At 38.8% G+C, this 22502-nt stretch carries 23 protein-coding genes and 1 pseudogene; 13 read left to right on the top strand and 11 right to left on the bottom strand.

Translation table 11 applies throughout. The features are described from left to right. Positions 1-30 precede the first annotated feature (30 nt). Positions 31-2004, top strand: a complete 1974-nt coding sequence (locus TSIB_RS09740; protein WP_048160959.1) for an IGHMBP2 family helicase — start codon at positions 31-33, stop codon at positions 2002-2004. Here the strand turns inward: TSIB_RS09740 and TSIB_RS09735 are convergent. The 4 genes from TSIB_RS09735 to TSIB_RS09720 all read right to left on the bottom strand — a co-directional run bounded on the left by TSIB_RS09735 (position 2001) and on the right by TSIB_RS09720 (position 6675). Next, positions 2001-3317: an MFS transporter gene (locus TSIB_RS09735; protein ID WP_048160695.1), complete on the bottom strand. Its 1317-nt coding sequence runs from the start codon at positions 3315-3317 to the stop codon at positions 2001-2003. The genes TSIB_RS09740 and TSIB_RS09735 overlap by 4 nt on opposite strands. A 106-nt stretch (positions 3318-3423) precedes the next feature. Continuing rightward, positions 3424-4755 carry a leucine/methionine racemase gene (locus tag TSIB_RS09730; RefSeq protein ID WP_015850270.1) on the bottom strand — a complete coding sequence of 444 codons (1332 nt, stop codon included), beginning with the start codon at positions 4753-4755 and terminating at the stop codon, positions 3424-3426. Positions 4756-4918: 163 nt separating this feature from the next. After that, on the bottom strand, positions 4919-6187 hold the full coding sequence (locus TSIB_RS09725) for a cation:proton antiporter (protein ID WP_015850269.1): 1269 nt from the start codon (positions 6185-6187) through the stop codon (positions 4919-4921). Then, positions 6145-6675, bottom strand: a complete 531-nt coding sequence (locus TSIB_RS09720; protein ID WP_015850268.1) for a CBS domain-containing protein — start codon at positions 6673-6675, stop codon at positions 6145-6147. Before TSIB_RS09720 ends, TSIB_RS09725 begins: the two co-directional genes overlap by 43 nt. A gap of 156 nt (positions 6676-6831) precedes the next feature. On the opposite strand from TSIB_RS09720, the gene TSIB_RS09715 reads away from it, so the two are divergent. From TSIB_RS09715 to TSIB_RS09700, 4 genes are all read left to right on the top strand, one after another. Next, positions 6832-7356, top strand: coding sequence for a glutaredoxin family protein (locus TSIB_RS09715; RefSeq protein WP_048160692.1), 525 nt, complete (start codon positions 6832-6834; stop codon positions 7354-7356). Then, on the top strand, positions 7346-8071 hold the full coding sequence (locus TSIB_RS09710; RefSeq protein WP_048160690.1) for an electron transporter: 726 nt from the start codon (positions 7346-7348) through the stop codon (positions 8069-8071). Before TSIB_RS09715 ends, TSIB_RS09710 begins: the two co-directional genes overlap by 11 nt. Positions 8072-8509: 438 nt before the next feature. Beyond that, positions 8510-8983: a hypothetical protein gene (locus tag TSIB_RS09705; RefSeq protein ID WP_015850263.1), complete on the top strand. Its 474-nt coding sequence runs from the start codon at positions 8510-8512 to the stop codon at positions 8981-8983. Positions 8984-9078: 95 nt separating this feature from the next. Further along, a complete protein-coding gene (locus TSIB_RS09700; RefSeq protein ID WP_048160689.1) occupies positions 9079-9345 on the top strand; it encodes a lipid-A-disaccharide synthase N-terminal domain-containing protein in 267 nt (88 codons plus the stop codon). Positions 9346-9392: 47 nt separating this feature from the next. Here TSIB_RS09700 and TSIB_RS09695 read toward each other — a convergent pair whose 3' ends face one another. Continuing rightward, positions 9393-9929 carry a YbhB/YbcL family Raf kinase inhibitor-like protein gene (locus tag TSIB_RS09695; RefSeq protein WP_015850262.1) on the bottom strand — a complete coding sequence of 179 codons (537 nt, stop codon included), beginning with the start codon at positions 9927-9929 and terminating at the stop codon, positions 9393-9395. Positions 9930-10030: 101 nt separating this feature from the next. Between TSIB_RS09695 and TSIB_RS09690 the strand changes: the two genes are divergently transcribed. The 4 genes from TSIB_RS09690 to TSIB_RS09675 are packed head-to-tail and all read left to right on the top strand — an operon-like array spanning position 10031 to position 12733. Beyond that, complete coding sequence (locus tag TSIB_RS09690) at positions 10031-10759, top strand: SDR family NAD(P)-dependent oxidoreductase (RefSeq protein ID WP_015850261.1); 729 nt, start codon at positions 10031-10033, stop codon at positions 10757-10759. A 30-nt stretch (positions 10760-10789) separates the two neighbouring features. Continuing rightward, positions 10790-11251, top strand: a complete 462-nt coding sequence (locus TSIB_RS09685; protein WP_015850260.1) for a DUF2284 domain-containing protein — start codon at positions 10790-10792, stop codon at positions 11249-11251. 10 nt (positions 11252-11261) lie between these two features. Further along, positions 11262-11741: a hypothetical protein gene (locus TSIB_RS09680; RefSeq protein WP_015850259.1), complete on the top strand. Its 480-nt coding sequence runs from the start codon at positions 11262-11264 to the stop codon at positions 11739-11741. Beyond that, positions 11726-12733: a PIN domain-containing protein gene (locus TSIB_RS09675; protein WP_015850258.1), complete on the top strand. Its 1008-nt coding sequence runs from the start codon at positions 11726-11728 to the stop codon at positions 12731-12733. The genes TSIB_RS09680 and TSIB_RS09675 overlap by 16 nt, the downstream gene beginning before the upstream one ends. Here TSIB_RS09675 and TSIB_RS09670 read toward each other — a convergent pair. After that, complete coding sequence (locus tag TSIB_RS09670; protein ID WP_015850257.1) at positions 12724-13332, bottom strand: hypothetical protein; 609 nt, start codon at positions 13330-13332, stop codon at positions 12724-12726. The genes TSIB_RS09675 and TSIB_RS09670 overlap by 10 nt on opposite strands. 727 nt (positions 13333-14059) lie before the next feature. Between TSIB_RS09670 and TSIB_RS09665 the strand changes: the two genes are divergently transcribed. From TSIB_RS09665 to nucS, 3 genes are all read left to right on the top strand, one after another. After that, entirely contained in the window at positions 14060-15061 is a 1002-nt protein-coding gene (locus tag TSIB_RS09665; RefSeq protein ID WP_015850256.1) for a potassium channel family protein, read from the top strand. A gap of 172 nt (positions 15062-15233) precedes the next feature. Next, on the top strand, positions 15234-16805 hold the full coding sequence (gene radA / locus TSIB_RS09660; protein WP_048160687.1) for a DNA repair and recombination protein RadA: 1572 nt from the start codon (positions 15234-15236) through the stop codon (positions 16803-16805). 46 nt (positions 16806-16851) lie between these two features. Then, positions 16852-17604: an endonuclease NucS gene (nucS, locus tag TSIB_RS09655; protein WP_015850254.1), complete on the top strand. Its 753-nt coding sequence runs from the start codon at positions 16852-16854 to the stop codon at positions 17602-17604. On the opposite strand, the gene TSIB_RS09650 is transcribed toward nucS, so the two are convergent. Together TSIB_RS09650 and TSIB_RS09645 are read right to left on the bottom strand one after the other, a co-directional pair. Beyond that, entirely contained in the window at positions 17601-17981 is a 381-nt protein-coding gene (locus TSIB_RS09650) for a DUF473 domain-containing protein (RefSeq protein WP_015850253.1), read from the bottom strand. The genes nucS and TSIB_RS09650 overlap by 4 nt on opposite strands. A 9-nt stretch (positions 17982-17990) precedes the next feature. Further along, positions 17991-18713: a proteasome assembly chaperone family protein gene (locus TSIB_RS09645; RefSeq protein WP_015850252.1), complete on the bottom strand. Its 723-nt coding sequence runs from the start codon at positions 18711-18713 to the stop codon at positions 17991-17993. Between the two features lie 185 nt (positions 18714-18898). Here TSIB_RS09645 and TSIB_RS09640 point away from each other — a divergent pair, with 185 nt between their 5' ends. Continuing rightward, the gene (locus TSIB_RS09640; protein ID WP_015850251.1) at positions 18899-20725 is read left to right on the top strand and encodes a hypothetical protein; all 1827 of its coding nucleotides are present in this window, start codon (positions 18899-18901) and stop codon (positions 20723-20725) included. 114 nt (positions 20726-20839) lie between these two features. Here TSIB_RS09640 and TSIB_RS10250 read toward each other — a convergent pair. The 3 genes and pseudogenes from TSIB_RS10250 to TSIB_RS10725 form a co-directional block, all read right to left on the bottom strand. Next, positions 20840-21203, bottom strand: a pseudogene (locus tag TSIB_RS10250) (DDE-type integrase/transposase/recombinase); the annotation flags it as partial. Between the two features lie 261 nt (positions 21204-21464). After that, positions 21465-21869 (bottom strand): Lrp/AsnC family transcriptional regulator, encoded by a 405-nt coding sequence (locus tag TSIB_RS10730; protein ID WP_323145371.1) that lies wholly within the window; start codon positions 21867-21869, stop codon positions 21465-21467. A gap of 197 nt (positions 21870-22066) precedes the next feature. Then, entirely contained in the window at positions 22067-22378 is a 312-nt protein-coding gene (locus tag TSIB_RS10725; RefSeq protein ID WP_323145370.1) for a hypothetical protein, read from the bottom strand. Positions 22379-22502 lie beyond the last annotated feature (124 nt).

Raw genomic sequence — 22502 nt, 5'->3', positions numbered from 1 at the left:
CTTTTTATACACAAAAACCCAGTGATAACTATGCACGTTAAAAATTACATTGCCAAACTCGTTGATCTTGTTGAACTTGAAAGAGAGGCCGAAATAGAGGCCATGCGAGAAGAAATGCGAAGACTTAAGGGATATGAAAGAGAGAAAGTCGGTAGAGCTATTTTAAATCTCAACGGGAAAATAATTGGTGAGGAATTTGGCTTCAAGCTTGTAAAGTATGGAAGGAAAGAGGCATTTAAAACTGAAATTGGAGTTGGGGATCTGGTTGTAATAAGCAAGGGAAACCCACTAGCCAGTGATCTTGTTGGTACTGTCGTAGAGAAAGGAAGTAGATTTATCGTGGTAGCCCTCGAAACAGTGCCTTCTTGGGCCTTTAGAAACGTTAGAATAGACCTTTACGCTAACGATATAACCTTCAGAAGGCAACTTGAAAACCTTAAAAAACTGAGTGAAAGTGGCATTAGGGCATTAAAGCTTATTCTGGGTAAAGAAACCCCATTAAAAAGTTCTCCTGAAGAGTTCACCCCTTTTGACAGAAACTTAAACCAGAGCCAAAAGGAGGCCGTAAGCTACGCCTTAGGAAGCGAGGATTTCTTTCTAATCCACGGGCCCTTTGGTACCGGTAAAACAAGAACCTTGGTAGAACTCATTGTACAGGAAGTTAAGAGAGGAAACAAAATTCTTGCAACGGCCGAAAGCAACGTAGCTGTTGATAATCTTGTAGAAAGGCTCTGGGGAAAGGTTAAGCTCGTCAGACTGGGGCACCCCTCAAGAGTCTCAGTCCATCTAAAGGAATCAACACTTGCGTTTCAAGTTGAATCCCATGAGCGATATAGAAAGGTTAGAGAACTGAGAAATAAAGCTGAAAGGCTTGCAGTAATGAGGGATCAATACAAAAAACCCACGCCACAAATGAGAAGAGGACTAACAAACAACCAAATACTCAAGTTGGCATATAGGGGCAGAGGGTCCAGAGGTGTTCCAGCTAAAGATATCAAACAGATGGCCCAATGGATAACACTAAACGAGCAAATTCAGAAGCTCTATAAATTTGCAGAAAAGATTGAAAGTGAGATAATACAGGAGATAATTGAAGATGTGGACGTTGTTCTCAGTACAAACTCATCTGCAGCTCTTGAATTCATAAAAGATGCTGAATTTGACGTTGCCATCATAGATGAGGCCTCGCAGGCGACAATTCCGAGTGTTTTAATCCCAATTGCAAAGGCCAGGCGCTTTGTTCTTGCCGGGGATCATAAACAACTCCCCCCAACGATTTTAAGTGAGGAGGCCAGGGCCCTCAGCGAAACCCTTTTTGAAAAATTGATAGAGTTGTATCCTTTCAAAGCAAAGATGCTTGAAATTCAGTACCGCATGAACCAACTTTTAATGGAATTCCCAAGCAGAGAGTTCTACAATGGAAAGATAAAAGCCGATGGGAGCGTAAAAGATATAACACTGGCCGATTTAAAGGTTAGAGAGCCCTTCTTTGGAGAGCCCTGGGATTCAATATTAAAAAGAGAAGAGCCCCTTATCTTTGTAGACACCAGTAATAGAACAGATAAATGGGAAAGACAGAGAAAAGGCTCAACCTCCAGGGAGAACCCCCTCGAGGCCCTTCTGGTTAGGGAAATTGTTGAAAGGCTATTGAGGATGGGTATCAAAAAAGAATGGATTGGAATTATAACTCCTTATGATGATCAGGTTGATTCAATACGTTCTATTATCCAAGATGATGAGATAGAGATTCATACAGTTGATGGATATCAGGGAAGGGAGAAAGAAATCATAATACTCTCCCTTGTCCGCTCCAATAAGAAAGGAGAACTTGGGTTTTTAATGGATTTGAGGAGACTTAACGTTTCCATAACGAGGGCAAAGAGAAAGCTTGTGGTGATTGGAGACAGCGAAACCCTGGTGAACCATGAGACGTACAAACGCTTAATACATTTCGTTAAAAAGTATGGACGATATATAGAACTTGGAGATACGGGGATAAACTAGTTTCTTCTCCTAATATGTGGAATGGACCTTTTGAATGTCGAGATACTGATTAGTGGGCGCATTAATGGAAGCAAAGGGATTATGGCCAAGAAACTCAGGACAGATGCCGAGGCAAAATTCAAATCAAATCCAATTTTAGATGCCACAACTCCACCTATTAGGCTCCCCAAGATAAAACCACTTGAGTTCACCAGATTTGAGGTTGCCAAAGCGTTTCCTTGCTCCCGTGGAGTGCTCATTCTTCCAATGAGAGAGGTTAAAGAGACACTTATATATGACCACGAATATCCCCATAAGACATAACTCGCAATGCTGAGAAAGAGCAACGAATTGGGAACGGCCAAAGGTAATAGGAGGAGGGATATACCGACTGTTCTGGAGAAGTAACCTTGCATTAGTGCTAAAACAGCAGACCTTGATTCAAGTTTTCTTCCTACACGCTGGTAAAGAAGTGCTGAGATTGAGGAGTTTAGTAGGGCCATTCCAAAGACTTCCTGGTTTGTGAAACCATTCTTTATTAAAAACACCGGTAACTGGGTTGAATACATACCAGAAGATACCCAAAAGAAGAAAGATGATAAATACAGCCCTCTGAATTTCGGTGAGATTTTCAATCTTGTAGGGAGATGGACTAAAAAGTTTGGTAAGTATCTTCCCTTTTGAATCACCTGATTCACAAAAGGTTTGATATTGCTCCTATGAAGATAAACTGGTGCTTCTCTAATAGTTTTCCAAGCTATAATGAACGCAGGAATGTTTAGGAGAGCAAATAATAGGAGAAGCTCTCTAAAGGTAAGAAACCTGACAAGTACAAAACCAAGTAAAAGACCAACTACCCATGCCCAACCCCCAATTTTGTTGAACTTTCCAACGCCTTCTTCCCATCTAGTCTTTCTAACATTTCTAAAAAGCAAAACAATTGGTATAGAGACTGTTGACCCCAAAAAGAATGAGTATAGGGAGTTAACTATGAGTAGCTCCCAGAAGTTATTTACCATAGAGAGTACAGCGAGAAAAAATGATACACTCAAAAAGCCCATTATAATGAAAACCTTTCTTTTAAGAAGTTTATCACTAAGCTTGCCCCAGAAGACCGTACCTATGGTGGATGTAAGGGTTGAGATTGATGTCAGTAACCCCACCTCGCCAGCACCGGCACCCATCTGCATGGCATAGAGGGGTACTATTTGGGAAGATCCACCCGTGGCTATCTTAAAGGGAATGAAGGAGTGAAACCATTTTGGATCCTCCGCTTTTTGATTAAGCAAGGGTACTTTTCTCGCCTGCATACTTGTGTTTACCTTTTTCTTCATCTCAATCACCTTGCAATCTCACCCGCCAAAGAAAACTCAATTTATAAACTTTTAGGTTACAAAAAGGGGTGTGATGTACAAAGAAGAGCATGAAAGAAGAAAGAATTCACCAGCCTTGGACAAACTTCAGAACATCATTTCCAACTTTGCCTTCTTCAACATCTGTTATTGCTTGCTCAAGCCTGTTGAGACCCTCTTCAAGAAGCTCCCCTTCAATTGTAAGCGGCGGCTGGATTCTCAGGACATTTCCCTGAAGGAACGCAATGATCAAACCGAGCTCATAGGCCCGCCAGACAACCTTTTTTGCCTCATTATAAGCCCTTTCTTTTGTTTCCTTGTCTTTAACTAGGTCTACCCCAATCATCAGGCCTTTCCCTCTTACATCCCCGATCAACTCATGCTCTTTCTTCATCTTTTCAAGTTTTTTCATAGCATAATTTCCAAGCTTTTCTGCCCTTTTCAAAAGGTTTTTCTCTTCAATCTCCTCTATAACTGCCATTGCGGCCCTACTTGTAACTGGATTACCGCTTAATGTGAAAGTATGGCCTAAAGGTGGGAGAGAGTCCATTATATCGGCCCTTCCTATTACTGCACTTATGGGTAATCCACCACCCAGAGGTTTGGCTATGGTTATTATATCGGGCCTAATCCCAAAATGCTCTACTGCAAACCATTTTCCCGTTCTTCCAAGGCCGCTTTGAACCTCATCTACCACCAAAAGGATGCCATGCTCATCCAATATCTTCTTGACCCTCTTGAAGTAATCATCCGGTGGCACAATCATTCCTGCATCTCCCTGAATGGGCTCCGCAAAGAGGGCCGCAACACCGTCGGCGTAAACTTCTCCCTCAAACTTAGCTTTTATATATTCAATACACTCCATCTTGCAGGCGTTTTTCTCTTTTCCAAATGGGCACCTGTAACAATCTGGATACGGGATGTAGTGTACATCACTAAGCTCACCAACCAGAGCCCTAACATGAAAGTCAAGACCTGTTATACTTGAAGCCCCATAAGTTGCCCCATAATAACTCTTAAGGTAGCTAAGAATGGTTCTCCGTTTTGTATAGGCCCTAACAAATTTTATCGCACCATCATTGGCATCACTACCACTGAGACCAAAGACGACCTTTGGGTTATCAACAGGGGAAATCTCTCCAAGTTTTTCTGCCAAAAGAAGAGGTTCAATTGTAAATCCATATATGAACGTGAAATGAAGTAAATTATCGGTCTGTTCCTTTATTGCCTTAACGACTCTCTCGTTATTGTGACCTACATTCTGAACGGCCGCATCGCTTAAAAAGTCAATATACTCTCTCCCTTCTACATCCCAAACCCTTGCATTTTGGGCCTTAATGGCAACTATAGGGGCATAAGTAACACGAGAGGCCTTTGGAAAAACTTTGGAGTAGCGTTCTATTATTTCTTCTTTTTTCATTTTATCACCATAGCAACATATGTGTTTGAAATTAATAGAAGTTTCGATTAATTTTTGCACGATTTGACAAGAATAGCAAGATGGATTTAAAAAGTAGCAGAATAAAAAGTACTAAAACCTCAATCCTAACAAGCATTAAAAATGGGAATATGCGAGAGTTTTTCTAAGACCTTTTCCTTGCTCTCTTTAGTGAGAATATGCGCCTCTTTGTTTCTTTAACCGCTTCAACCCTTTTCTCAGCTTTTCCTTTTTTCATACTCTCAATCTCTTCTTTAAACGCCCACTTAAGCAGAGGTGGGGTTATGATTACAGAGATTGTTATAAAAATCAGTGTTGCGGCAATGAACTTGGGAGCATCGTTTTGAGGAATCGCACCACCCTGAATGGCGACCATCAAGTCAACTAGGGCCACTTCAGTTCTTGGGATGGAACTTATTCCCATCTGAAGGGCTTTTTTACCATTCCATCCCATTGTCATTGCTCCAACTCCTCTGCCAAGGACTTTACCTATAACCGCAATTACAGTTAAAACCCCCGCCAAGGATAAGGCATCAAAGCTGGTAAAAACCCTTAAATCCAGCATTGCTCCAGTGTAGACAAAAAATACAGGAACAAGAAATCCATAAGCAATAGCTCTAATATCATCCATTATCCTCTTACCTTCAGGAAGTTTTGAGAGAACAAGACCGGCCATAAAAGCCCCCTCTATGGCAGCGTCAAACCAGTGTTCAGCTAAAGCAGAGAAGAGAAACATTAAAGCAAGCACCATGCCAAGAACACCTTTCTCAACGTGAAGCCATTCTGAAAAGCGAATATATTTCTCTATAGTATACCACGCTACAAGACCAGTTATAATGAAAAAGATTGCCATTTTACCTATTAAACCCAAAACACTTCCAGTACCAACGGCGAATATGATTAAAGCTATACCCAGAAAATCATCCATTACACTTGCGCTCAGAGAAGCAGCCCCCACATCACTTCTCAAAACACCAAGATCCATCATAACCCTAACAGTAATTCCTATGCTCGTTGCTGTTAAAAGTACGCCGGCGGCGAATGCTTCCCTTGAAGGATAGTCCAGGAGTTTAAGACCAAAATACCCGAGTAATAATGGAACGAATACTCCCATGATGGTAGAAACGGTTGCAACGGCCCCGGTTTTTTTGAGCATCTCAACATCAGTATCAAGGCCACCCAAGAAGAGGAGGAAGATTATTCCAAGTCTCGCAAGAAGCTCAAACGCTTCATTTGAGTGCATTACTAAGTATTCTGGCTTAATAATGCCAAAATAGATTAGATTTCCGAGAACTATGCCCATGAGTATTTCTCCCAGAACACCCGGGAGTTCAAAACGTTCCATTATATGATCGCCAAGCTTTCCAAAGATTAGTGCCACTCCGAGCGTGAAGAGGATCCATGTTGCGTCCATTGTACACCACCCACCTTCATTAGCCTCAAGAACTCATCGATGAGCAGTCTCAGGCTTATCTCCCCCTTCAAAGTTCCTTTTTCATCAATTATGGCTAAAATTTGCACTTTATAACGCCTCATTTTTATTAAAGCATCGAGAACTGTGGCATTTTCATCTATGGTCATTATATTATGCTCCATGACATCGGCGGCTTTTTCCGCACCGCCTAGGATGGATTTAAAAATCGCACTTATGTTTCCAAACCTCGCCTTGGTGTTTTCTGGAGGTAAAAGGATGCAAATAACATCAAGGTACCTTATGACTCCCTCAAGCTTCATGCTCTCCTTATCACTCACCACCCAAACGTGATGCCTTGTCCTAAGCAGTTTTAACACATCCACTATGGGTGAATCCAGAGTTACAATCGGCATTGAAATCACTGGTGGCATGATGTCACTTAACTTCATAGAATAGAAAGTCTGAAGGGCCCTTTCAACATCATTCATACTCTCACCATCACAAACTTCTTTTGAAACATCTTAAAAAGATGCGTGCCCAAAATTTTGCACCCATAAACACTTGTGGCCCTCCTTGAATTAAAGATTTGCTTTCGAAAAAACTATATAGCCCACTACGTATACTAAACCCCAAGGTGAGACTCAATGAAGAGAATTGTAGTGTCATTACTTATTATGATGATGGTATTCATAAGCATGTGTATCTCCAACAACACTTCAACTTCTAGCACTCCAACAACCAACCCCACAGAAACCACGAACCCCCTCACGTTAGATAAGTCAAAGTTCCATTTTTATGAATATGGCTTGGCCACGTGCCCGCACTGTAGAAAAATGAAGGAAGAGCTCCCCAAAGCATTTGGAAAAGAGGCCCTAACGTATTATGAACTCCAGGGAAATGACCACAACAATCAAATGTTCAACCAACTCTACGAGATCCTTGGTGTAACCACTGTGCCAGTAATAGGAATATTCTATGATGGAAAGTTATATGCAATAGTCAATGGAGAATTTCCAACAGATTATGCGGATGATTTTGTTGAAGAGGCCATGAAAGCAAAGGGTGTGCTTTTTATAACAGATAAAGTGTATTTAATCCCGGGAAACAACACCGAAATCATTAATAAGCTTGAATCTATTTTCACAAATGGTGAGCCGAGTGAGGTCTGAAATCAAGATCCTGCTTTTAATAATTTTATCCTCCCTGGGTCTAACCGCAGGGATATTAACCTTTCTCGGTTTAAAAGAGTTGATTTATCCTCTTCTAGCGCTTGCCGGGGCAGATTCTATAAACCCATGCACATTCGTTATCTATACGATGCTTCTCATTGCCCTATCCCTAAAAGAAAATATATCCAAAAGAAAAATCTATGCTGTCGGATTGGCCTTTGTGGCGGCCATTTACATCTCATACTACATTCTTGGGGTAGGTCTTGTAATATTGACTAAAACAATCCCTATTTGGATTGCTGGAGCTGTAGCAATAGCTTTCGGGGGTTACACATTTATCACAGGCTACTTAGAAAAAAGCAGAATTGTTGGAAAAAAGGAAGTAAGACGAAATATATTCAGAAAAGAAGCAACAATTTTTGGGGCCTTTTCATTAGGGGTGCTAATCTCCTTCACCCTCCTACCATGTTCGGCCGGAACATACCTGGCCTATGCAATCTTAATCTCCAAAGTTGGAAGAACGTTAACGTTGATACTTCTGGCCCTCTATAACATTATTTTTATCCTCCCCTTGCTGATAATACTGTTCACCATGGGCAGCATAACAGAGAGCAAATCAATCTCTCAAAAGATTGTTCAACGCTCAAGAGAGCTTTCAATGGCAGCCGGGGCCATTTTAATAGCACTTGGAATATATATTATCATTGGAATGTAGGAAAACGTGAACTACTCCGCCTTTAAGGACGGAGTTTCCTGTTTCACTGAGAGAGCTTGAATATCCCCCAAGTTATCTTTCTACCTTCTCTACGAGCTTTGTTTACTTCTTCTAAATGATTATACAACCAGCGACGTAACTCAAGCTGTTCGTTTGGTTTTTGCTTCTATAGTCTTTGAGGTATATATGCGGAATTTTTAGCTAATTAAAACTATTCTCACCTTGTGATTCTACATATCTCTTCAAAACACTCGATATAAGTTGTCCAGCTGTTGCAAGAAAATATGACGAGATCAGAAGACGTTCTTCCACAGCTTCTTCTTTACTTCTGAAAACTTTCTTCTTGCCTCCCCTGCTATATTCCTGCCCTCTCAGAAGGGAACTTAGCAACGACAAAAAAGTTAAATCCTCTAAATGCAAAACTTATGTGGTGTTCACATGCAAGAATGGTATCAATCACGGGCTCTCTATGAAACGGTTTCAAAACTCATAAATCGTGGAGATCTTACCAATGCACTAGAAATAGCCCAATCTATCCCTGACAAGGGCATAAGAGCCAAATCAATGTCAATGGTTACTGTGGAAATGGCCAGAAAAAGAATGAATTATAAAGAAGCCCTCGAAAAAACGATAAAAGCAATACTGGATATAGAAAATTACGAAAACGTGACAAAGGCTCTTATGAGTTTGGCCTTTGAATTCTTAGAATTAAAAAGATATGATGAAGCACTAAAAATTGCAGGTTTTATAAAAGATATCTCGAATAGGTCAAAAATTCAGGCCGAGGTTGGGTTGGCCCTTGCAAGAGAAGGAAAAATACAAGAAGCTTTCAAGATAATTAATGATATTCTCGACGATGATGTGAAGACTTGGGCCACTTCAAAACTCGCTTCAGAGTTGAAGAAAGATTAACATGTATTTGCTTATATCTCTCTTTTCTTTTCCATGAATTTACCCAAAACAGTGCATAAAACTTTTTAATAGTGTTCCTAAGTCTTGAGACGCTGATGACGAAAAGAGGTGATAATGTGAAAGAAGTTGTGGGATTGATAGGTATGCTCCTTCTCGTGAGTTCTTGGGCACCCCAAACATTAGAAACTATAAAAAATAAAAAGTGCCCACTGAACTTAGAATTTATTATAATCTATGTCACTGCTTCCCTGTTGCTGACAATCTATTCATACTTAATACGGGACCCTGTGTTTCTAGCCTTAAACTCCCTTGCAGCCCTTCAGAGTGGAATTAACTTATATGTGAAACTCCAATACAAGTGATCCGGCCTTATAAAAGGTGATATTTTAAAAGAAAAAGATAAATAGATTCATCTCCTTTCATAAAGGCCAACAAGCTCCCCAAACTGAATTATGTGGCCCTTCATGGCCCTTTCTAAATCCTTTTTAGTTGCACCTGGTTTTAGATTGAGGGTTGTGTCGATAACATAAACTTTGAAGTGATAATGGTGAACTCCATGTCCCCTTGGCGGGCATGGGCCGTTATAACCTATTCTCCCAAAGTCGTTCCTTCCTTGAACCATTTTTATCGGAGTCTCAACAACCTTTTCCTTTGGAACACCCTCGGGAATTTCACTGGTAGGTGGGATATTCCAAGCTACCCAATGGGTGAAGGTTCCTACAGGAGCATCGGGGTCGTCAACTATTATTCCTATGGTAACAGCTTCATCACTTAATCCACCAAGTTTTAGAGGCGGACTGATATCTGCACCTTCACAGGCATATTTAGAAGGTATGAACTCATTCTCTCCAAACACCGAGCTAATCTTCAAACTCATTTTTTCACCTCCTTCAAGACACCCTGCAACCAACACAAAAAGACCCAACAAAATAACCAAAACTTTCATGTTCCAATATTTGTTATAAAAACGTAAAAATATTTCGCAATGCTTCTTTCATTAATAAAATTTTTATTTCCTTCTAAACAATAGAATGTTTGGTGAACTAAATGGAACTCAAAGGAAAAGTTGCATTAGTTACGGGGGCTTCTAGAGGGATTGGCAGGGCCATAGCTGTATCTCTTTCCCAAAAAGGATGCAACGTTGCGATCAACTACTCAAAAGATGTTGAGGGAGCCAAGAAAACTGAAGAACTTTGCAAAGCCCATGGTGTTGAAACCTTGGTTGTAAAGGCTGATGTTAGTAATAGAAGCGAAGTTAGGAACATGTTGGAAAAGATCATCACAAAATTTGGTAGAATAGATATCCTAGTAAATAATGCAGGAATACTCGGAAAGGCTTCCAACCCAATGGAGATAACTGATGATGATTGGGACAGGGTTTTGAATGTTAACCTCAAAGGAGCTTTCATAGTCAGCCAAGAAGTTCTAAAATATATGAAAAGGGGCAAAATAATAAACATAGCATCAATAGCAGGTAAGGGAGAAATAAGCCCTCACGTTGGAGCACACTATTCCGCTTCAAAAGGCGGCCTAATTGCACTTACTTTTAACCTAGCGAGGCATTTGGCACCCCATATACTAGTAAATGCTGTTGCTCCTGGAAGCGTGGAAACCGAACTAATTGAAGATGCAGATAAAGAAAGCCTGAAAAAATTAACCCTAACGGGAAAAATAGCAAACCCCGAAGATATAGCACATGCAGTGATATTTCTGCTTGAAAATGATCAGATAACCGGGGAGATAATAGACGTCAACGGGGGCCGTTTGATGGATTAAGTTTTTATTTAAATCTCCTAAATTTTTCCTATGAAAATTGTTTGGGAAAAAGAAATCCTCGCCAAAGATATCAAAATTTCACCAAGGCCCATATGGAAGTGTAGAAGCTGCCCCGCATATGCTAAAAACCCTTCTTGCCCACCATATACTCCTTCATGGAAGGAAACCAAAGAATTAATGAAACACTACGAGAAGACCCTTTTGATAAAATTCGAAGTCGATCCTGAGAAATTTGATGATGAAAAGCGAGAGGTTTTAACGTACCTTCTCAATAGAGAACAGGAGTTATTTAAGAACGGAAATTTTTACGCATTGGCTTTCTTTCCAGGAGATTGCAACTACTGCAAAGAGTGTGAATTCAAGAAAACAAAAAAATGCAAAATACCTACAAAAGTCAGGTTCTCAATTGATGGAGTTGGTATAGAGCTCTCGAGCATAGTAAATTTGAACTTTTCCGAAAGTGTTTTGTATGGCCTCATACTAATAGATTAGAGTGAGTGTAATGAGAGCATACATAACAATGCTTGGAAGATCCACTTGGGCCCTGGTAAACACTTACTATGCTGTAGTTATGAATGGATACAGGCCCGATAAAATCTACATTTTTCTAGAAAATACTCATGAGGGAAAACTTCCTCAGACTGTTGAAGCTTTAAAAATAATATCTGAAGCATATGGGTTTTCACCCAAAATCTACTGGGAAATTATTGAAGAAGACAACTTTCTTGAAGCGGATGAAAAGATAGGAACACTTCTAAAGACATTGAAAGAGAATAAATACGAAATCGCCATGGATATAACCTCAGGGAAGAAAGCCCTTGTTGTAGGAGCTGCCATTCATGCACTTCCACTGGAAATAGAACATCTTTTCTACCTCTCACTTCAAGACATTGAACACTCCAATCGGCCGTATATGATGATCCCCTTGCATGTTCAGAGGTTAAAAGACTTCATGGAGGGCCGCAGATGGAGGAAATTATAGAAAAGGCCGATCTACAAATTTTAATTAACTTAATCCAGACTAAAGACAGAATTAAAGTAAATGCACCCTTATATGACCTTCCTCTTTTAGAGGCCCATCCTTACAAACGTGGATATCAAGTTAAGGTGCTCGCACATGAAAAGGAGTTCCATAAAATTTTGAATGGCCATGAGAAATACTTCTATGACCTCCCAACATACAGGGATTTTTATGAATGCTTTCTCTCAAGCAGTATTATAACATATGCCAATATAGATGAATTTGAAGAAAAGTTGGCCACATATAAGAGTCTGACAAAGAGAATAATATTCTCTCCAGATACAAATCTTCTTTATCATGCTTTCCTCAGCAAAATTAAAGGTATAGAAGGAGTCCAAATTGCAATAGTGGATCTGGTGAAGAAAGAAGTGGAGAATGCTATGAATTTCAAATACAGTCCCGCCCATTTAAGAGAGCTTGGGAGAATCCTCCATAATTCCCACCTTTTACAAGAGTTCAGCAATAGGAGGATGAAAAAATCGCGTAAGGCCACTTACATAGCATTAAGAGAATATGAAAAACTCAAAGACAAAATAATTGAAGTAAAGAGTATTGATGAAAAAACAAACACGAACGATGAATTGATAATCAAGACACTAAAAGAGTTTGATAAAAATACCCCGTCCTTAGTAGTTCTTCTAACTGCAGACATCGCAATGACTGATATTGCACGGATAGAAGGAGTGGAATACTTTCTATTTGAATACCCTCATGAAGAACTTAAGGAGCATTATGGAACGGGTTACCAGTTTAGAACACTTTTATTTAATTTGGCAGCAGTCTTTGGAGTAATTGAGATAAACAACGTGCTAGTATTTGGCGAATTCAGAGGAAAAACAAAACTGAATGAGTTAAAGTTAAGATTCATGAATGACATATATCAAGAGTTTCATTTCCACTGGAACCTCTGCAGAAAACTGGAAAAATTGGAATTGAGAGATAATTATAAATAACCAACTTCCCCTTTTGGTTTTACTTGCTCAGTTATTCGTTTTAGGAACTCTTCCGCATCTTTTTGGCCCATGCCGACTTTCATAACCAAAAACTTAAGAATTTCTTCTTTTTTTACACCTTTTTCAATCCGATCCATAACCATTAATGCTATCCTTTCAAATACTGCACGAGCAAATTCTTCTTGAAGCCCCAAAGCAGATATAACTTGATTCAAACCAATAAGTAGAGCCGTTAGTGCATCGTTAAACTCACCCTTACCCAATGTTTTCCTGTCGAGGTCCACCCTTAGCATTATCTCCTCATTCATCCCTTTTATTGTGAACTTTATGAGATTCAATTGTTCATTGAGAATCAAAAGAGTATGATATACTTTTAGTCGCTCAGGAAGTTCCAATGCAACAGTTTCCACTCCAAGAGGAACAATTAGATGAACAAATTCTTCAGTTATCACCACATTCAACACAAATGGGATTTTTGGATATTCAGCAATATAAAGGCCTTCTGCCCTTTTATGTACACTCCAGGGGAGATCAACAATATCCTTTGCTTCATCAGACCCTTCTTCCAACCATTTTATAACTTCCACTAGAATCACCATATGAAACTAGGCACTGAAAGTATTTAAAACCATGGTTCCAATGGAAACTTGTTGATGAACACTTCGAGAAACTCTCAAAGTTTTGACATATGGAGATTAATATGAGCTCACTTGAGGATTTCGTTTGGAAGAAAAATGTATAAAAATGTTCATTAAAAAGCGATCATTTAAGTACATTTTTGTTCATGTTGTTAACTAAAAATATTTAATTTTTGGATGATTGGTAAACAGAACTATAACCCCCCAGAGTTTCATTTCCACTGGAACCTCTGCGGAACACCCGTATGTATGATTAAAACGGGTATAAACACTCCCAATATTTTTTGTCGTTAGGGTATATATATTTATCTATGAACATTGTTCAAATTATATGATAAATTAACGTAAAATTTAGATATCAAATTAAAAGTAATGGTGAAAATAACTGAACAATTCTCCATTGACAAATGAAAAGAAGCCTTCTAAGTCCTTTTTTACTTTTAAATTATTCCCAAATCCCGTCCATTTCACTAACTAGCTTCCAGTGGAAATACAACTCTGAGGGGGTTATAAGATCAAAATTTAACGTTAATATAGGTATCGAAAAAGACCTTTATTTCCACTGGAACATATGGACATCACTGTATTATTATGGTATATGGTGGCACTTTTAGTTCAACAATTTGGGGCAGTATTTCCTGTGGAAAAGTTAATCTTTTTAACTTTGCACTAGATATTTCCAATTGCAATGATACCATTACCTCTAGTGAGGAAGCTTTTAAAACTGCAATTCAAACTGAAGAGGAGTAAGTTATTTGCATTAGCCTTGGCTGTGGTCTTACTTGCGCTTGTTTTGGCGTTATTATATATGTATGCAGAGAACGTTGGCTTTTTCACGGCTCTCTATTGGGCCGTCATCACAATGGCCACGATTGGTTATGGGGACATAACACCAAGTACTTTGTTGGGTAGAATAATCGCAATCTTTGCATCTATTGCAGGGATAGCGACTTTCACAGCATTTGTTTCAATCTTGGCTGAATATTTCTTGTCTGGATCTATAAGGAGGATGATGGGCATGCACAAAGTGAAATTTAAAGGCCATTATGTTATTATGGGTAGGGGAGAGAGTATTGAAAGTGCGCTTCTAGAGCTGAGAGATGCCATTTCTAATGGACAGGCCGAAAATAAACCTATAATTGTCGTGTTGCCGGATGAAAATGAAAGAAAAAAACTCACTCTTGCAGAGGAAATCGAAATCATCATTGGAGAATTTACTAATAAGGAAACTCTGGAGAGAGCAAATATTAAGGATGCTAGTTACGTTTTATTGGCCCTCGGTGATGATTCTGAATCTGTCTTTGTGACATTGATGATAAAGCAGCTCTCAAATGCAAAAGTTTTCGTTGAGGCCCTTAAACATGAAAGTGTTTCTCTTCTAAAACAGGCCGGAGCAGATAGAGTGATAACTAGTAGGACTCTTGCAGGGAGGTTGCTGGCCAGCTCAATATTTGAACCAGAAGTTGTTGATGTATTAGATGACATCACAACGGCTCTTGGGAGATACGATATAACCTCGATGAGAATTCCAGAAGTGGAAGGAATGAAATTTGGTGAAGCATTTAATATTCTATACAATAGAGGCCTATTTCTAATTGGCTATGCTACAGATGAAATTCACCTGATGCCTCCATTAGATACTATAATCCCCAATAACGCTAAACTTCTTGTTATCAAGTCTACAATGTAGAGTTTCATTTCCACTGGAGATTCGAGCTCTAAAACCTTTATCTTCGAATTTTTGTTTTACTTCAACTTGATTTTATATTTTTCAATTTTTTGATGGGTTTTTCAGGAGTGAGAAAAATATATAAGGAGTTTGGATTTACCACTATTTAGGATTATGCTAATGGGTGATCCAAATGGCGAGAAAGAAAAAGATTGAGGATGAAGTTAAAGAGCTTGATGAATTTGAAGAGTTGGACGCACTTGATGAATTATCTGTTGAGGAGCCAACAAAGGGATCAAATAAGAAAGAGATAAAAAGTATAGAAGATCTACCAGGAGTTGGGCCTGCTACTGCTGAAAAACTCAGAGAAGCTGGATATGATAGTTTGGAAGCAATAGCCGTCGCTTCTCCACTCGAATTAAAAGAACTTGCAGGGGTAAGTGAGGGTGCAGCATTAAAAATAATTCAAGCCGCAAGAGAAGCGGCCAATATTGGGACCTTTATGCGTGCTGATGAATATTTTCAAAAAAGGGCGGTTGTTGGGAAGATTACTACAGGAAGTAAGTCATTAGATAAGCTTTTGGGTGGAGGAATCGAAACACAGGCCGTTTCCGAAGTATTCGGAGAATTTGGGAGTGGTAAATGCTTTGCAAAAGATACGACTGTATATTATGAAAACGATGATGTGGCGCATGTGGAAAGTATAGAGGAAATGTATAATAAGTATGCCACTAAAAATGGGGAAATTCCATTCGACAATGGTTTTGCAGTTCCATTGGAAGTAGTGAGCGTTTATACATTTAATATTAAAACAAGAAAAGTTGAGAAAACTAAGGTTTCGTATATATACAAAGAAAAAGTTTCGACGCTTGTCAAGTTAAAACTTTCTACAGGAATTGAACTGAAAGTAACCCAATCTCACCCAGTCTTGGTATTTAAAGATGGTTTAAAATGGATTAAAGCTTCAGAAGTACAAATTGGGGATAGGGTAGTGGGAATTGGAGAAGTGCCTCCAAAATCAGAGGTTAATTTACGTTTCCACCAAGTAGAAAGTGTTGAAATATTTGACTATAATGACTACGTGTATGATCTTGTTGTTCCAGAAACGCATAATTTCATAGCTCCTAACGGGTTAATACTTCATAACACCCAACTAGCTCATACACTTGCCGTTATTGTTCAAAAACCTCCTGAAGAAGGAGGTTTGAATGGAAGTGTTGTTTGGATTGATACAGAAAACACTTTCAGGCCCGAAAGAATAAAACAAATAGCTGAAAGTAGAGGTATGGACCCGGACGAAGTTTTGAAGAACATCTATGTGGCTAGAGCGTTTAACTCTAACCATCAAATGCTTCTTGTAGAGAAAGCTGAGGAGATAATAAAAGAAAAACTACCTTCAGAAAAGCCAGTAAAGCTGCTTGTGGTAGATTCTTTAACAGGCCACTTTAGATCAGAATACGTGGGAAGAGGAACTCTTGCGGAAAGACAACAAAAGCTTGCCAAGCATTTGGCTGACCTCCATCGCCTAGCCAACCTCTACGATATAGCTGTTTTTGTGACTAACCAAGTACAAGCAAGGCCCGATGCGTTTTTTGGAGATCCAACAAGACCAATTGGTGGGCACATATTGGCTCACTCGGCTACAGTTAGGGTGTACTTGAGGAAAGGAAAAGCGGGTAAGAGAGTCGCTAGGTTGATAGATTCTCCACACTTGCCCGAAGGCGAAGCAGCCTTTGCGATAACGGAGAAAGGTGTCGAAGATTGATCCTTTAACTTTTTAAGTCTCTTTTTTTAATTCTACTTGAGGGTCCATGAAAGTAGAAGTAAAGCTCAATCCCAGTAAAGAAGAAGTCATTGATCTTTTTAGTAGGGGCCTTTCAACAGAAGCCATAGTCACAATATTTGCTAGGTGTAATGTTTCTTATGATGGAAGGGCCAAAAGCGAGCTTGGACTAGGAGATAGAGTAATAATAATAAAACCTGATGGTTCTTTTTTAATCCATCAAAAAGAAAAAAGGGAGCCTGTAAACTGGCAACCTCCTGGAAGTTCTGTCAGTTTAAAGATTGGGGAAGATAAATTAATTCTGAGGAGTGTTAGGCGAAAACCCAAGGAAATCTTGGAAGTAGGGCTTATTGATGTTTATCTATTATCTTATTTTCAAGCCGAGGATTATGAATCATTGGCCCTTATGGGAAGTGAAGCCGAAATGGCAGATTTAGTCTTTGAGAATCCTGAATTAATTGAACCCGGGTTTAAACCGATTTTCAAAGAGAAATCCATTAGACATGGTATTATCGATATACTTGGAAAGGATAAAGATGGTAATATTGTCGTCTTGGAATTTAAGCGGAGAAGGGCAGATTTACATGCTGTTAGTCAGCTCAAGAGGTATGTAGAAACTATGCGGGAAGAATATAAAAATGTGAGGGGAATTCTTGTGGCCCCATCATTGACTTCAGGTGCCAAAAGATTACTGGAGAAAGAAGGGTTGGAATTTAAGAAGCTCACTCCACCAAAAAAAGAAAAGTCTAGAAAAGGGAGGCAGAAAACACTCTTTGATTAACCTATGGCCATTTCGTGAGGAAACATTTCTCTTACTCTTGCTTTTACAACTTCACCTTCTGTAGAAATTTCAATAACCTTTCCTAAGCCTTTAAGTCTTAATTGGAGTCTACAAATGGTCTGTTCTCGCTCATCACTTTCTTCCCACGGGATTCTTTGCTCCATTCTTTCTATTTTCAAAACTTCTGCTATTATTCCTTCAGTACCTTGAGTTATATCCTGCAGGGTTTCATAAGTTAAGAAAACTCTTTCACCAAGTTTTAAACTTTGTATAGCTATCACATTTCTGGCGCTTCGTATTTCTATTGTTCGATATGGGTTTCTCAGGAGTTGATCAAGGGTTTTTCGAGATATTCCTGCGAGAACAAGAAGGTCCATGCTCTCACCTCACAAATAAACACTTTCATACTCTTTTTCCGCTCTTTTTCTTGCGAATTCCATTTGTTCATGCATCTTTCTTAATTGTTCTTCAATTATTTGAGCTTCTTTAAGAAGAGGTTCTATTGAAACTTCTATTGGAGCAAGCTTTTTTAGTACTTCAATCACATTGGCCGCAGCCCCGGGATCTGGTCTATCTCCAAAAGTCTCTCCCAACAAAGTGTAAACTTTGAGATTTTCTTTACTAGCTTCCCATAAAAGTTTCCCGCTCATCCCCATTATAGAACCATATTTTAGTATTTTAACTCCTAAGTTTTTCAAGTCCTTATTTTCTTCTTCACTCCCTCCGACACCCCAAACCTCCATATGTTCTTTGAAAAATCCAATGCCCATTCCTCCAAGCGAGATCACTTTTTCAGCATTGTTTTGCTTTAAATATGATGTTAATTCTTTTGCAATTTCGTTTACGAGTGTTGGTGGGATATAAATATCGGCTACAGCTACAATGAGGTTGCTTTTTCCGTAAAATCTTAGAGGTGGATTCGGTTTACCTTCAAGGATTAGTGACATTGGTGGTAAAAATGGGCTCTCAACATAGCCTATCATTTCCATGTTGAGTTCTTTTGCTAAAAAGTTGGCGGCAATATGTCCAACAAGGCCTATTCCAGGATAACCCTCGATAAAAATAGGGTTTTTGATCTCTGGTAGAATAAGCTCCACTGGTTTTTGCATCTAATCACCCCTTAATGATTTAGTAATTATAGGTTATTAAATTTTTGTTCTCGTGTAAAAGATGAAATGATTATGGAGGGAACCTAAAGTCCAATATTTGACAAGTTTCTACTAAAGCATTACAAATACATATCAAACAAAACTCTTATAGTATCTAAATGTCAATTTTATTTAGGTGAAGGTGTATGAGAAAATTTGGTGTCTTTGTGGTCATGTTGCTGTCGATTTTTAGCATTTTCTCAGTTTCTCCAGTTAGCGCTGCAAGTACTATGTTTCACACCGGAACTCTGCTTATAGATGGCACAGAATACAAAATAGAGGACATGACCTTTCTTCAAGAAGGCAACATAATAATACAAAATAGTGGGAAGCTGGTAATTAGAAATGCTACACTAGAACTTCTTCAGGACTACCATAATAACTATGGAATTGTTGTGAAGGACACTTCTGAGTTAGTAGTAGAAGATTCCGTGATTACCTCTGATTATCAGTTCCATATTAATTTTCACTCCAACTCAAAAGGCGTGTTTACTGGATTATCTTCAACTAAAAGAGCACCAATCATCTCGTTGTCTACAGGAAGCCCAGTTCTTCAAATTTCTAACTCTAGTTTTGATGCTTTAGAGACAACCCCTTATTTATCTGGGGGCCAAGCAACGGTTAAGAATTCTGAATTTTCCCTTTATTCTTGGTTGGTTGGACAAATAAACGTAACAAATCTCCATGAAGGGGTTAATATTGGAAATGCATCTGTGATCTCTGATAAATATGTGGTAAGAATTCAAGACTCCACCTTGGATGGAATATGGATGTGGACTCAAAAGGATGCTGAAGTCACTATTAAAAATTCATATATTGGAAGTATCGAGATAAGGGACTTTCCCAAGATTTACCTTATAAATTCTACTGTTAAAAGCCTTACTCCACAGTTAAAAGACATTGACATTGATTTAAGTCTAAAGCCAGGATTCTACGTGAGTCATGTCATGAATCTAACTCAAGAAGGGATGTGGTTCCTAAGTTTTGAAAATTCAAGAGTCTTGGAGTGGGATGTGCTTGTACTCGCCAATTCTAAGGTCACACTTCATGACTCTAAGCTGTCTCAAGTAACTCTTACAGCACAAAATAAGAATTCCACAGTATTTATAAAAGATTCTGAAATTTCTTGGCTTGAAATAAAAGATTTTACTGGTCACGTATCATTTGATCATGTAACCATAACAGGGTGGGTCAGCATCTATAAAGCTCCCGAAACGAAACAAAATGTGCTTATTGATGGAAATGTTACAATATTTCCGAGGACACTTAAATTCTTATCTGGCTTTAAGTGGGATGACTCGATTGTTAAGCGAACTTATCCAATTGTCCTAAAGAGGGGCCTGTTTTATGACGCCTACAATAACTATTCCATTGAAATATTTAATCCAAATGGGGATTTGGTGTATTTCTCACCTGTAAGCAACATGAAATATCCAACTCTAGTATTTAACTCTAGCAACTATGATAAGACTTTCTCCTTAGTGGTTATGGGGGAAAATAATGAACTTAGTGTAACGCCGATTTCTCTACTCACAAGCACCCCAATCTCTCTCAAACTAGGCGACAAATTAAAAGTACCTATGATTCGCAGTTCTCCCGTGATTTATGGTGAGGGTAGAGTGGACAAAGATTATGCTTGGACTTTATGGAGAAAAATGTGCTCTGATAAAGCGTTTACCCCTTGTACAGAATCCGAGATAGTAGCGTTGATTGGAGGACCAGTTGCCAATAGTATAACCAATGAATATATGAGTAGATTTCCAGTAGAAGTCACAAACGAGTATCCTGGAAAAGGAAAAGGGGTTATTGAGGCAACAATTATAGATGGTAAGATATACCTCTTAGTAGCTGGTTCTGATAGATGGGGAACAAAGGCTGGAGTGGAAATACTAAAGACTCTTGATTATATCCCCGAAAAGCCGATTTTTGTTGATTGGAATGAAGGCAATCCAAAAATAATTCCTGGTAGTTAGTGGTGTTTTGGTCTTTTCTTTTTCTTTTGAAACTCTCGCTACTTAATAGGAGGTTAATATCAAAGGTTTTTAGAAGAGAAATTTCCATACTGTTCAGGATAATTGTGGCATCACTCTGGCAGTCCACCAGTTTCTGGTTGTTGTAACCAGACTGCCAGAACTTCTCTGGTCTCAACGTCGATTGCAGCCCAGAGGTATTTTTCTGCCCGTTGATTTTTATCACTGTCTCGTCAACTGTGATAAAATTTCTTTGTTTTTTAACTGCGAGGAGTTTTGGCTGGTAGATTGCTTCTGCGAGTTCTTGGACTGTTTCCCTGACTGTTGTGTGGCTGATTTCCAGTATTCTTCCAACTTGCCGGTAGTTGAGGCCTTTCAGGTATATCTCTACTGCTCTGATTTTCTTTTCTGGTGGGATTTTGTTGCGGCGAAAGGGTTTTAAGGCTGAAAGTAAGCAGTGTAATATGGTTTCAGCTTGCATTTTCTCCATTTCTTTTTCTGAGGTAGTGACAGGAACTTAAGTCTAACGCCCCACAACTCACCTGACAGTATCAGAAGGACAAACTCAAGTATTTAATACGGAAAAATGTTATACAACAATTCTGGAGCCTCAGTAAGGGTCAAATACCTCCTTGCACCACATGTTCATTTAAATACACTTGTCATGACTGTAGGGCACTTGAATATCAAGTTTCAGGAGAGCTTTATGGAGTAGAGTATTGCTTTTTGCCCATAAGTGGTATTAAAAATCCAGAATAGATTTGTACCCACCTTCATCTTTTCTCACAGCATTTGCAAAAGAGAATCCTTTTACACCAGATTCAAACATGTCAAAATAGTATATGCCGAATTTGTTAACATATTTGCTGAATTCAAATATTTTTTGATAGATGTCCTCATCACTTGTAAAGTACCACTCTATCAGGTACCCCTCTGGTTTCAGTATACCGATCATTATTTCATGCTCTTTGAACTGTTTTATGAACTCCTCATTTAGCCCTTCCGCTATCCCACAGAAGCCACGGTTGTAAGCTTTGTCATTGACCACGCTCATGAATCCCCTTAGAATGCCCAGTTTTCTTAGCCTGTTAATCATGTATTTTATAGTGGGTCTTTTCTTGCCAAGTTTCTCTTCTATCTCTTTCATTAGAGTTCTTGCATCTCTTTTTAGGATGTCAAGCAGGAGTGCATAACTATAGCCTAAGTCCCATTTCCCAAATTCTATCTTTTTCGGAGGGTACGAGTAAACTTCGTAGCATTCATATTCTGAAGAGTATCTCGACAGCAGCTCGTCTATCTTATTTTTTTGTTCAACTGGGACGTATAATACAGCAGAAATGCCATTTATAAACCCAAAAAAAGTAGTGCGACAGGAATAAACGGATTTCGATACATTCTGGCAATTGTGGCTTTTATATCCTCGCTTGGAACTGACAAAAACGCCACGTAGCTCATAAGCCCAAGCTTGGCTATGCTAATTGATGCAACCATATGCACACTCTTGGAGGGACCATAATATTTATCAAAAAGTTTTTTGAGCTTTGGGTAGCTAATATTTTCTTTCTTGGCTATACTCCTAATGCTTTCAAGTGGATATTTGTTCAGCAAATTTATTAGAAATTCAATCTCCTCTTTGTTGACTGAAATGCCACTCATCAGTAATTAGTTTCCATAAATTATGTTATATATTTTATGCATTTGGGTTCTTGCAGACGTTTGTTCTGTTCAAGTTTTTACTACTATTAATTATGGTAACAAAATTCTGTATAGAAAAAATTTA

The organism is Thermococcus sibiricus MM 739, from assembly GCF_000022545.1.
In the GTDB taxonomy this organism is placed as follows: domain Archaea; phylum Methanobacteriota_B; class Thermococci; order Thermococcales; family Thermococcaceae; genus Thermococcus_A; species Thermococcus_A sibiricus.
This window is presented reverse-complemented; position numbering and strand designations above follow the sequence as displayed.